This is a genomic window from Buttiauxella sp., from assembly GCF_035271705.1.
Classification (GTDB): domain Bacteria; phylum Pseudomonadota; class Gammaproteobacteria; order Enterobacterales; family Enterobacteriaceae; genus Buttiauxella.
On sequence record NZ_DATERI010000160.1, the window covers coordinates 1 to 11,011 of the forward strand.

The 11,011-nt window shown below is 51.9% G+C and carries 11 protein-coding genes, 1 pseudogene and 1 riboswitch; of the genes and pseudogenes, 10 read left to right on the plus strand and 2 right to left on the minus strand.

Features of this window, described 5'->3' with window-relative positions; translation table 11 throughout:
* The 4 genes from dacD to VJY99_RS14600 all read left to right on the plus strand — a co-directional run.
* Positions 1-922, plus strand: a 922-nt coding sequence (gene dacD, locus VJY99_RS14585; RefSeq protein WP_324119700.1) for a serine-type D-Ala-D-Ala carboxypeptidase DacD, incomplete at its 5' end; no start/stop codon positions are given.
* 237 nt (positions 923-1,159) lie between these two features.
* Entirely contained in the window at positions 1,160-1,630 is a 471-nt protein-coding gene (gene sbmC, locus VJY99_RS14590; RefSeq protein ID WP_324119702.1) for a DNA gyrase inhibitor SbmC, read from the plus strand.
* A gap of 214 nt (positions 1,631-1,844) precedes the next feature.
* Positions 1,845-2,903 carry an FUSC family protein gene (locus VJY99_RS14595; RefSeq protein ID WP_324119704.1) on the plus strand — a complete coding sequence of 353 codons (1,059 nt, stop codon included), beginning with the start codon at positions 1,845-1,847 and terminating at the stop codon, positions 2,901-2,903.
* Between the two features lie 240 nt (positions 2,904-3,143).
* A complete protein-coding gene (locus VJY99_RS14600) occupies positions 3,144-3,464 on the plus strand; it encodes a DUF496 family protein (RefSeq protein WP_324119706.1) in 321 nt (106 codons plus the stop codon).
* A gap of 297 nt (positions 3,465-3,761) precedes the next feature.
* Here the strand turns inward: VJY99_RS14600 and VJY99_RS14605 are convergent, their stop codons facing one another.
* On the minus strand, positions 3,762-4,622 hold the full coding sequence (locus VJY99_RS14605; protein WP_324119708.1) for a GHMP kinase: 861 nt from the start codon (positions 4,620-4,622) through the stop codon (positions 3,762-3,764).
* A 329-nt stretch (positions 4,623-4,951) separates the two neighbouring features.
* Positions 4,952-5,117, plus strand: a riboswitch (cobalamin riboswitch).
* A 162-nt stretch (positions 5,118-5,279) separates the two neighbouring features.
* On the opposite strand from VJY99_RS14605, the gene VJY99_RS14610 reads away from it, so the two are divergent.
* The 6 genes from VJY99_RS14610 (at position 5,280) to cobT (ending at position 10,618) form a co-directional block, all read left to right on the plus strand.
* Positions 5,280-5,486: a hypothetical protein gene (locus VJY99_RS14610; protein ID WP_324119717.1), complete on the plus strand. Its 207-nt coding sequence runs from the start codon at positions 5,280-5,282 to the stop codon at positions 5,484-5,486.
* Entirely contained in the window at positions 5,483-6,442 is a 960-nt protein-coding gene (gene cbiB / locus VJY99_RS14615) for an adenosylcobinamide-phosphate synthase CbiB (protein ID WP_324119710.1), read from the plus strand. The genes VJY99_RS14610 and cbiB overlap by 4 nt, the downstream gene beginning before the upstream one ends.
* Before the next feature lie 192 nt (positions 6,443-6,634).
* Positions 6,635-8,170 (plus strand): cobyric acid synthase, encoded by a 1,536-nt coding sequence (locus tag VJY99_RS14620; RefSeq protein WP_324119712.1) that lies wholly within the window; start codon positions 6,635-6,637, stop codon positions 8,168-8,170.
* On the plus strand, positions 8,167-8,709 hold the full coding sequence (cobU, locus tag VJY99_RS14625) for a bifunctional adenosylcobinamide kinase/adenosylcobinamide-phosphate guanylyltransferase (protein WP_324119714.1): 543 nt from the start codon (positions 8,167-8,169) through the stop codon (positions 8,707-8,709). The genes VJY99_RS14620 and cobU overlap by 4 nt, the downstream gene beginning before the upstream one ends.
* The gene (gene cobS / locus VJY99_RS14630; RefSeq protein ID WP_324119720.1) at positions 8,709-9,452 is read left to right on the plus strand and encodes an adenosylcobinamide-GDP ribazoletransferase; all 744 of its coding nucleotides are present in this window, start codon (positions 8,709-8,711) and stop codon (positions 9,450-9,452) included. The genes cobU and cobS overlap by 1 nt, the downstream gene beginning before the upstream one ends.
* Before the next feature lie 113 nt (positions 9,453-9,565).
* Positions 9,566-10,618: a nicotinate-nucleotide--dimethylbenzimidazole phosphoribosyltransferase gene (cobT, locus tag VJY99_RS14635; RefSeq protein ID WP_324119716.1), complete on the plus strand. Its 1,053-nt coding sequence runs from the start codon at positions 9,566-9,568 to the stop codon at positions 10,616-10,618.
* A gap of 240 nt (positions 10,619-10,858) precedes the next feature.
* Here cobT and VJY99_RS14640 read toward each other — a convergent pair.
* Positions 10,859-11,011, minus strand: a pseudogene (locus VJY99_RS14640) (oxidoreductase); the annotation flags it as partial.

Genomic DNA, 11,011 nt, shown 5'->3' on the forward strand with positions numbered 1-11,011 from the left:
CTCGGCAAACGATTGGGTGACCGTGGGTAAAGATGCCTGGGCAAAAGGTAATCCGGTCTTTGATGGCTCATCACTGATGTTCCTGAAAGCCGGTGACAGGCTGACGGTGCACGACTTGAGCCGTGGCCTTATTATTGATTCTGGTAATGATGCTTGTGTCGCACTGGCCGATTATGTGGCCGGCGGGCAGCCGCAATTTGTGGCAATGATGAACAAATACGTGCAGCAACTCCACTTGCGCGATACCCATTTTGAAACGGTTCATGGCCTGGATGCGCCAGGGCAGCACAGCACCGCCTATGATCTTGCCGTGCTGTCCCGCGCGATAATCCACGGTGAACCCGATTTTTATCATATGTACAGCGAACGCAGCCTTACCTGGAATGGCATCACGCAACAAAACCGTAATGGCTTATTGTGGGACAAAGGACTGAATGTGGATGGCCTGAAAACCGGACATACCGCGAGTGCGGGTTATAACCTTATCGCTTCAAGCGTTCAGGGCAAGCGCCGTTTAATTGCGGTGGTGATGGGGGCTGAAAGCGCTAAAGGGCGCGAAGACCAGGCGCGCAAATTACTGCACTGGGGCCAGGATAACTTCGATACCGTACAGGTTCTGCATAAAGGCAAAAAAATTGGTACTGAGGCTATCTGGTACGGCGATCAAAAACAGATCGAAGTCGGGACCAATCAGGACCTTTTCCTGGCTCTGCCAAAGTCTGAAGTCCCGAACATTAAAGCCAAATATGTCCTCGACAAGCCAGAGTTAGAAGCGCCTATTGCCGCCAACCAACAGGTGGGTGAAATCGAACTCTTTGATCGTGACAAGCTCATTGCGCACTGGCCGTTGGTCACACTTTCTGCTGTTAAAAAGGGCAGCACCTGGTCCCGATTGGGTGATTATCTGAGCCACACATTGTAAAACATCGGACGTCTGCACAACGGGTCGGCAGCAATGTCGACCCGTTTTTATTGGCTGTACTATGCTCTACAACGATGCTTTACGGCGATGCTCTGGCAACGATGATTAATGGGTCTGAATTTTTGCGAAAAGCGATCCCGCTCGTAAAGTAACCACATCACCCTGACAAAGGATTGTTTTCCTGCTCTAGAGTGATGTATAAATATACAGTGTTTTTAAATCGAGTCAGGAGGTCATATGGAATTTAATGTACAGCAAGTTCATGAACGTAAAGTCGCTGGTTTTCATATGGTTGGGCCGTGGGAGAAAACGGTTCATCAAGGCTTTGAACAACTCGCCCTGTGGGTTAAAACCCACAAGATAGTCGGTGAGGAATGGCTGGCGGTTTATTACGACAACCCCGATGTGGTGCCAGCAGAAAAATTGCGTTGCGACACCGTGGTCTCGGTGACTGAAAACTTTACCGTGCCGGATAACAGCGAAGGTGTCATCGAGACTCGCATCGAGGGTGGGCAGTATGCCGTTGCCCGTGCCCGCGTGGATGACGACGATTTTGCGAAACCGTGGAACCTCTTTTTTGATAGCGTCCTCGCCAATCATAGCTACCACATGACCGGGAAACCGTGCTTCGAACACTATCTGAATGACGGGTCAGAAAGTGGCGTGTGGGAAATAGATATGTACATTCCGGTGGCAGATAAAATCTAATGCTATACCCACCATACTTCAAGTTGCATGTGCGTTGGCCGCATACAGTCACCCGAATCACTTACTCAAGTAAGCTCATCGGGACTCCTTCACTTGCCGTCTTCCTGCATCTCGAATTATTTTGGGTATAAGGGGGTGAAAGCCCCCTAACTTTGTGATGTTGATTCCAGAAAAACAGGTACAATCCCGTTTTTTCTTTCACGGGGAGCGGTGTGTGCGTCCTGACAAATCACTAAGCCCATTTGAGATCCGCGTTTACCGCAATTACCGCATAGTGCATGGTATCCGTATCGCACTGGCTTTTGTTCTCACGTTTCTCATTGTTCATCTTCTCAAAGTGCCAGAAGGGACATGGCCGCTTATCACACTTGTGGTCGTGATGGGGCCAATCTCGTTTTGGGGCAACGTCGTGCCACGCGCCTTTGAGCGTATTGGGGGGACGATTTGTGGGGCGGCCATGGGGCTTGTGGCGCTGAAACTGGAACTGTTCTCGCTCCCCCTTATGTTGGTGTGGTGCGCAATTGCCATGTTTATCTGCGGATATCTGGCTCTGGGGAAACGCCCGTATCAGGCTCTGCTAATTGGCATCACCCTTGCCGTCGTGGTAGGGGCACCTGCCGGGGACATGGAAATCGCCCTTTGGCGTAGTGGCGATGTTATCTTTGGCTCACTGCTGGCCATGCTATTTACCAGCATTTATCCGCAGCGCGCCTTTATTCACTGGCGTATACAAATGGCGAACTTTGTCACCGCCTTTGGTCGGGTTTACAACGCCGGATTTTCACCTAACTTATTAGACAGACCGCGTCTGGAAAAACACTTACAGAAAGTGCTCGGTGATGTGGTAAGAATGCGCGCGCTTATTGGCCCGAGCAGCAAAGAAACACATATTCAAAAGTCGATTTTCGAGGCGATACAGACTGTTAGCCGCAATATGGTGTGTACACTGGAGTTGCAGGTCAACGCGTATTGGGCTTCACGGGAAAGCCACTTTCTGATGATTAATGCGCAAACTTTGCGCGAAATGCAACAAATGACACAGGGCACGCTTGTCGCTATTGCCCAAGCATTGCACGATGGCAACCCGTCGACTATTTCGGCAAACAATGAAAAACTGACGGAAATCGTCAGCGAGTTGCGAGAAATGATGCAACTTGGTCAAAATGGGAAGCTTCAGGAAACCCCGATTCATGGTTACGTCTGGTTGAGTATGGAACTTGCTCGTCAACTAGAATTGCTGTCGCAGTTGATCTGTCGCGCGTTACGCAAATAATTGCTTACTCAGGTGTGAATTGCTGGTTTCGATTCAGCAGCAATTGAGGTTAAGATAGCGAAACAGACCAATCGCCTGTACTGTTCGGGCTGTCGCTTTGAATCGCGTAGCTTGAAGTAGAACGCAGCACCCCAAAGTACGGTGGGGTAAAAGAATTGTCAGCGGCCGCCGCAACCTTTAAAGTCATCTTTCGGCGGCTGTCTTAACGAATCCGAGTATGAAATTAGCAGGGGTATAAAAATGGAACCAATTAAACCATCTTTCCAGGACGTGCTTGAGTTCGTGCGTCTGTTCCGTCGCAAAAATAAACTGCAGCGTGAAATCCAGGACGTAGAGAAAAAGATCCGTGATAACTCAAAACGTGTTCTGCTGCTTGATAACCTGAGCGACTACATCAAGCCGGGTATGAGCATTGAAGCTATTCAGGGCATCATCGCCAGCATGAAAACCGACTATGAAGACCGTGTTGATGACTACATCATCAAAAATGCTGAGCTGTCTAAAGAACGTCGTGAAATTTCCAAAAAACTTAAAGTGATGGGCGAAATCAAAACCGAATAATCTTACCCGTCATACTTCAAGCTGCCTCTTTGTTGGCTCTCCTCGCTCACCCCTGTCACTTACTGATGTAAGCTCCAGGGGACTTGCGGCGATGTAGCCTCGATGCAACTTGAATTATTTAGCGTAAAGACTATTTATGAAACCGCCGCTATCGCGTAACACCGTTCACTTAAGCCAATGAATGAGGGGAAACACCGGGATTTGGTTCCCGGAGGGACGCCAAACCCGGTGGTCGCCCCGGATATCTCGTTCTTAAACTAACGGTGTTACCGCGCTGGCGGTTTTTTTCGCCTCGAGTTAGCGCACGCCGCCTTTAACTGCCTTCACCAGATATTGGCGTGGGTAACAGGCACTCATAGCAGAATGCTTAATCTGCCAAAGAATTTTCTGGCAATCATGTTTGCTGCTATCAAGCATCAGCCCCACTACACTCCCGCTGTGTGCGACAGTCAGCCCATATAAATCAAACTCTTCAATCAAACCTAACAGTTGGGTAAACATTGGCTTAGCTAACAGCTCTTGGCTTGCGACAGCGCTGAGCGTCGCCGCCATGCCTAATAAGCGGGTATTTTGTTGCAGGCAGCTGCGTTGCAAAAGATGCCAGGCTCTGTCCAGTTCGTCGGCGTGGCTCATTAATGCGGCCTCGCGTTTTTGGCGATGGTAATCCTCCGTCAAAAGCGTGGCATTGCTTTCCAGCAGCAGAAGTTCCAGCGCTGGTGCGGGTTCGCAGCTGGCGATAGTTTGCGCGTGGAGATGGTCAAAAAGAGTCAGTCTGCGGAACAGCGTGCTGTCTGTGGGTTCGATTTGCACGCACAACGCGGCAAGGGTGGCTTCATCTAATATTTCATCTAAATGGCGTGCTGTCGCAACGGCGGTGGCCGCAATATCTGCGGTGCTGCTCGCCATCCCTTTTCCCACCGGAACCGTGGATTCTAGTGCAATACTGAGGTTGTTAGCTAATGCGGCAGGGTAGCCAAAATACGCCACAACCCGCTCCAGTATCTGGCGCATACGTAGGCGTTCAGTCGGTAGTTTTGCACCGTCTCGTACTTCAACGGTACTAAACCAGTCTATCGGGCAGGAGACCAGCTTTTCACTGCCGCCAATCCAGCCCTGAATGAATTCCCCACAAGATGCCGGGCATCGTGCTTCAGCCATAATGTTGGCAACTTATGTTCATCGTAGAATCCCTTTTGTCTTCTTCACGCAAGGCTAAAAAAACAGTAAAATTGTCATAGCACAACATAGAATGTCATATGGCTTTTACACTGTGTTCGCATTTATGTATTCACGTGAGTGATAATTGTTTTGTCATTCAGTTAACTGGTGAACCATTATCACCAAAGCCTAAATAATTCGACAACTGACTCGTTTATGCCACATAAATACCCAAAATAATTCGAGTTGCAGGAAGGCGGCAACGCAGTGAATCCTCGGGAGCTTACTAAAGTAAGTGACCGGGGTGAGCGAAGACTGCCAATGCCCCTGCGGCTCTAAGTATGAAGGGTATTGTGGCTGGGAAGGGGGTGAAACTCCCCCGCAGCCCCCGCTGCTGTAATGCCGACGAACCCACGTAACCACTGATCTATTGATTGGGAAGGGTGGGTAAGAATGACGCTAAGCCAGAAGACCGACTTGTCAGTTATACCCGTCCTACTTCCCATTTGCCGGTGTGTTGGCTGCACCTCGAATCATGTTGGGTAGGACCCTAAACAACGCCTTCGGTGGGAAGTCAGTTGTCATCAGATGCCTGCAGCCCCAGGTTGCGCGTACATGCTGACATCCGCGCTTTGCCGAAACAGTCATAAGGCAACCATGGTAGCGGCAGCAAAACACGCATTCGTCATTGCAGGCACACGTAGCGGCTGCGCTAAAACCACCGTCACGCTTGGGTTGTTCCGCACATTCATGCAATGTGGTGTTCGCGTCCCACCTTTCAAAATCACCCCTCTCCCTGTGCATTTTGCCCTACGCCCTGGTTTGCTCAACCCGTGGTTATCTTTTGCGAGGAACGCTCTATGACATTGTTTGCCTGGGGTGTGGCCTGGTTATTGGATTACTGGCTCGGCGACCCGCCGCACTGGCCGCATCCGGTTCGCTGGATTGGCAACTTGATTAATGTCATGCAGCGCCAGATACGGCTGGTTTGCAAAAGCGACCGCGCACTGAAAATCGGTGGTGGTGTGCTTTGGCTGGTGGTGGTGGGCGTGACCTGGACCGTGAGTTGGGGTGTGTTATACCTCGCTAATCTGCTGCATCCATGGCTCGGTTGGCTGGTTGAAGTGTGGATGATTTACACCGTGCTGGCTGCTCGTTGCCTGAGCGATGCCGCACTCGAGGTGTACCGCGCGTTGAAAGAGGGAACACTCGCCGAAAGCCGTGAAAAACTGTCGTGGATTGTCGGGCGTGATACCTCGCAACTGGAACGCCCGCAAATGACGCGTGCGGTGGTGGAGACCGTGGCGGAAAACAGTGTTGATGGCGTGATTGCACCGCTGTTTTTCCTGATGTTAGGCGGCGCACCGCTGGCGATGGCCTACAAAGCGGTTAATACGCTGGACTCCATGGTGGGATACAAAACCGAAAAATACCGCGCAATGGGTTATGTCAGCGCTCGACTCGATGACCTCGCCAACTATCTGCCTGCACGCCTGAGCTGGCTGCTGCTGACCATTGCAGCCTTTTGTTTACGCGCCAATCCCCATCAGGCTTTGCGCATCGGCTGGCGCGACCGTTACCAACACAGCAGCCCAAACTGCGCCTGGCCCGAAGCCACGGTGGCAGGAGCGCTTGGAATCAGACTCGGCGGTCCGAACACCTATTTTGGCGAACAGGTAGAAAAGCCGTGGATCGGGGATGAGCGGCGCGGTGTCGCCATCGACGACATTACCCTCACCATTCAACTCATGATGTTGGCTTCGCTGTTTGCTTTGCTGCTGTTTGCCGCATTGCGCGGGCTGACGATTGGCATAACCTAAGACCCCGATGAATCAGCAACAATCCCGGGGCTTTCTGTTGAAATTATGAGAGAAATCATTAGGGAAATCATTGCTGATTTCGCCTGTGTAGAGCTCAATCTCAACAGGATTAACACACAGCGAGTTCGGGCAGTGCTGTGTAAAACTGAAACTCAATTGTTCAACACCTTGTGCGTTTTAAAAGGAAGTTTTATGAGCCTTGCAATAATGATTCAGGGTACCGCCTCAGATGTTGGCAAAAGCATGCTGGTGGCAGGGCTGTGCCGGATTTTTGCCCAGGATGGCCTGCGCACCGCGCCGTTTAAATCACAAAATATGGCGCTTAACTCTGGCATTACACCGGATGGCAAAGAGATGGGCAGGGCGCAGATTTTCCAGGCTGAAGCGGCGGGAATTGCCCCAGATGTGCGCATGAATCCGGTATTGCTCAAGCCGACCAGTGACTGCAAAGCGCAGGTAGTGCTGATGGGGAAAGTTGCCACCAATATGGATGCGGTCACTTATCACAACTATAAACCGCAACTGAAAACACAAATTCGCGAGGTTTACCAGAGCCTTGCGTCAGAGCATGAAGTGATGGTGCTGGAGGGGGCAGGCAGCCCCGCTGAAATCAATTTACGCGACCGCGATATCGTCAACATGGGGATGGCGGAACTCGCTGAATGCCCGGTGATTCTGGTGGCGGACATTGATCGCGGCGGCGTTTTCGCGGCGATTTACGGCACCCTTGCCTTGCTGCTTGAGCATGAAAAATGGCGCGTAAAAGGGGTCATCATCAATAAGTTTCGCGGGGATGTGGCGCTGCTTTACTCCGGTATCGAACAAATCGAGGCGTTAACCGGTGTGCCGGTTTTAGGGGTAATGCCGTGGTTGAATGTTGATCTTGAAGATGAAGACAGCGTGGTGCTTGAGCGCGGCAAGTACGACTCAGTGGCGCCCAAAGCGCTGGATATCGCGGTGTTACAACTGCCGTACATGTCGAACTTCACCGATTTTAATGCGCTGGCAGCGCAACCTGATGTGCGTCTACGTTATGTAGTCAAACCCGATGAGCTGCAAAACAGTGACCTGGTGATTGTACCGGGCAGTAAAAATACCCTCGGTGATTTGCGCTGGCTGCGGGAAAATGGCCTTGAGCAAGCGTTACTCGCCCATCATCGCCGTGACGGTGCGGTAGTGGGCATTTGCGGCGGTTATCAGATGCTCGGGAATCATATTTATGATGAGGTGGAATCGGGACTTGGGGAAATGTCAGGCATGGGGTTGCTTGATGTCGTCACCCGTTTCGCCAATGAAAAAACCACCACCCTTGTTACCGGACACGTTCAAACGCCGCTGCCTGGCGTGTTTGCCGCAAGCTCAGGTGCAGCACTTCAGGGCTATGAAATCCATATGGGTGAGACTCAGCGCGGAGCAAACACTTCACCGTTTGCGACGTTTACCGAGTGTAATACTCAGCCTTATCATAACCTTGATGGCGCAGTCAGCGAGGATGGACGCGTACTGGGGACGTATCTGCATGGCCTGTTTGATAGTGGTGAATTTACCCGCAGCCTGCTGGACAGCTTGCGCCTGCGCAAAGGGCTGAACGTGTGGGAAGGTGAGCGCTTCGACTATCAACAACATAAAGATAATCAATTCAATATATTGGCTGACTCGATGCGCGAAAACATCGATATTGCGCGGATATACCAGATTATGCGGGAGCATCAGGAGCCATCGGTATGAAATTAGTCACGGGCGGTGCCCGGAGCGGGAAAAGCCACCATGCGGAACAGTTGGCGGCAAATTACCCGCAAGTGCTGTATATCGCCACCTCGAAAATATTCGACAGCGAAATGGCACAGCGTATACAGCATCACCGCGACAGCCGGCCTACACACTGGCGCACCGTCGAACAATATCGCGATTTAAACACTGTGATAACGCCACAAAACGATGCGCAAGAAGCCGTGCTGCTGGAGTGTATTACCACGTTGATTACCAATGTGTTGTATGACGCAGCCGGGGAAATGCCAGAAGACGAATGGGATTTTGCCGTGATGGAGCAAGTAGTGAATCAGCAAATCGATATTCTGCTGGCAGCCTGCGCAGCAAGCCCGGCGGAGGTGATTTTGGTGACCAATGAAGTGGGAATGGGCATTGTGCCGGAAAACCGCCTGGCACGGCATTTCCGTGATATTGCCGGACGCGTTAATCAGCGTCTGGCGCAAAGTGCCGATGAAGTTTGGCTGGTGGTCTCAGGGATTGGAGTAAAAATTAAATGATCTTCCGTTTGTTCTTCGCCACGTTGCAGTTTATGAGCCGCATACCGGTGCCGGTTCGTTGGTCTGAAGGGATTGAAACCCATCAATACGTGCGGGGCATTGTCACCTTTCCGTTTGTCGGCCTGGTGCTGGGGGCGTTAGCCGGTGTGGTGTTTACGCTGTTACAGCCGTGGGCAGGATTACCCCTGGCAGCACTCGGTTACGTGCTCGCACTCGCGCTGCTGACCGGTGGTTTCCACCTTGATGGCCTGGCGGATACCTGCGACGGTATTTTCTCGGCTCGCAGTCGTGACCGGATGCTGGAAATCATGCGCGACAGCCGCCTCGGCACGCATGGCGGTTTGGCGCTTATCTTTGTGATTGTGATGAAAGTGCTGGTGGTTAGCGAGTTGGCAATACGCGGGGGCAGCATGTTGGTGGTGTTAGCCGCAGCTTCTGTTGCCGGGCGCACCGCCTGTGTATTGCTGATGTACCGTCATCAATATGCCCGTGATAAAGGGCTGGGAAATCTGTTTATCGGCAAAGTGACGGGCACACAAACACTCCTCACTCTGGTCGGTGGGGCGGTGTTATGTACTATTTTACTCCCCGCCACTGGCCTTATTGCGTTAGTGATAACCCTACTGGCGATTTTCGGTTTGGGCTGGATGTTGCGCCGTACGCTTGGCGGGCAAACGGGCGATACGCTCGGTGCCGCTATCGAACTCGGCGAAGTGGTTTTCCTGCTGGTGTTATTACGTTAATTATTGGATGACGGATTCGCTTATCTGACCGACGAAAACCAGCCTGCCAGGCTGGTTAAGCGCAGCGTCATCCAGCGAAATGATTTTTACACATGTGTATCAGAGAATAAAAAATGCAAACACTGAATTCTTTATTGGCAACAATTTCCCCCCTTGATAGCGAAGCAATGGCACGTGCGCAGAAGCATATCGATGGGCTGCTAAAACCGTTCGGTAGCCTTGGGCGCCTGGAGTCGTTAGCGGTGCAATTGGCGGGAATGCCAGGGATGAAAAACGGCCTGAATACCCAACGTAAAGCGATCCTCGTGATGTGTGCTGACCACGGCGTGTATGCCGAAGGCGTGGCGATTTCCCCGCAAATTGTTACGGCTATTCAGGCGGTGAACATGACGCGTCACAACACGGGTGTGTGCGTGTTGGGTGCGACGGTCGGCGCAGATATTCATGTGGTGGATGTCGGTATTGATAGCGATGCACTGCCTGGCGTGCTGGATATGAAAGTGGCGCGTGGCAGCGGCAACATCGCTCAGGGCCCGGCGATGAGCCGCGAACAAGCTGAGAATTTACTGCTGGCGACCATGAAACTCACTCTGGAGAAAGTTGCTGAAGGCATCACGCTATTTGGTGTTGGCGAATTGGGCATGGCGAACACCACCCCTGCGGCGGCGATGGTTAGCGTGTTAACCGAAAGCCTACCGGATGATGTGGTCGGGATGGGGGCGAATTTCCCAGCCGATAAGATGAGCCACAAAATCGCCGTGGTGCGTAAAGCAATTGAAACCAACCATCCGGATGCCACCGACGGCATTGATGTGTTAGCAAAAGTGGGCGGTTTTGACCTGGTGGGGATGACCGGCGTGATGCTGGGAGCTGCAGCAGCGGGTCTTCCTGTAGTGCTGGATGGCTTCTTGTCTTACGCCTCGGCACTGGCAGCCTGCCAGATTGCGCCAGGTGTTCGTGATTATTTAATTCCGTCGCATTTGTCTGCTGAAAAAGGTGCGGTGATTGCGATGAATAAACTGGGGCTTGAGCCGTATCTGCAGATGGGTATGCGTCTGGGAGAAGGGAGTGGTGCGGCGCTGGCGATGCACCTGGTGGATGCGGCATGTGCGATGCACAATGAGATGGGGTCGTTGGCGGAGAGTGATATTGTGTTGCCGGGGTAATGACGGTTCCGATCAAATTTGCTGTTTTATTGCAGATAGCCATGGTTCCGTTCACTGAGCGTTTAGTGTTCCTTGAATCTACCGAAACGGTGAACGTATCAAGTGGGCTACCGCAGCCCCTTGATACGTTCACCGTTCAAAGATACATGAGGGTTCGAATAACTTTCGGGTGAACGGAAAATCACCATACCTTGCATTCGAGTTGCCCTCGGTTTAACGGAAAACCACGATCCCTATAAGTTAGCTAACTTTCACTAACGTCCGCCCCTGAATCTCATTACTCATAAAACTCTTCGCCACGGCAGGCGCCTGCTCCAGGCTAATCTCCGTCGTCGCCATCTCATAGAAGCTCTCTGGCAGCAAATCAGCCAGACGCTTCCACGCAGCGACACG

Coding starts and splice junctions, on each gene's coding strand:
- VJY99_RS14605 (WP_324119708.1), bottom strand. CDS start 4,622: ATGGCTGAAGCACGATGCCCGGCATCTTGTGGGGAATTCATTCAGGGC.
- cobT (WP_324119716.1), top strand. CDS start 9,566: ATGCAAACACTGAATTCTTTATTGGCAACAATTTCCCCCCTTGATAGC.
- cobU (WP_324119714.1), top strand. CDS start 8,167: ATGAAATTAGTCACGGGCGGTGCCCGGAGCGGGAAAAGCCACCATGCG.
- cbiB (WP_324119710.1), top strand. CDS start 5,483: ATGACATTGTTTGCCTGGGGTGTGGCCTGGTTATTGGATTACTGGCTC.
- VJY99_RS14610 (WP_324119717.1), top strand. CDS start 5,280: ATGGTAGCGGCAGCAAAACACGCATTCGTCATTGCAGGCACACGTAGC.
- VJY99_RS14600 (WP_324119706.1), top strand. CDS start 3,144: ATGGAACCAATTAAACCATCTTTCCAGGACGTGCTTGAGTTCGTGCGT.
- VJY99_RS14620 (WP_324119712.1), top strand. CDS start 6,635: ATGAGCCTTGCAATAATGATTCAGGGTACCGCCTCAGATGTTGGCAAA.
- sbmC (WP_324119702.1), top strand. CDS start 1,160: ATGGAATTTAATGTACAGCAAGTTCATGAACGTAAAGTCGCTGGTTTT.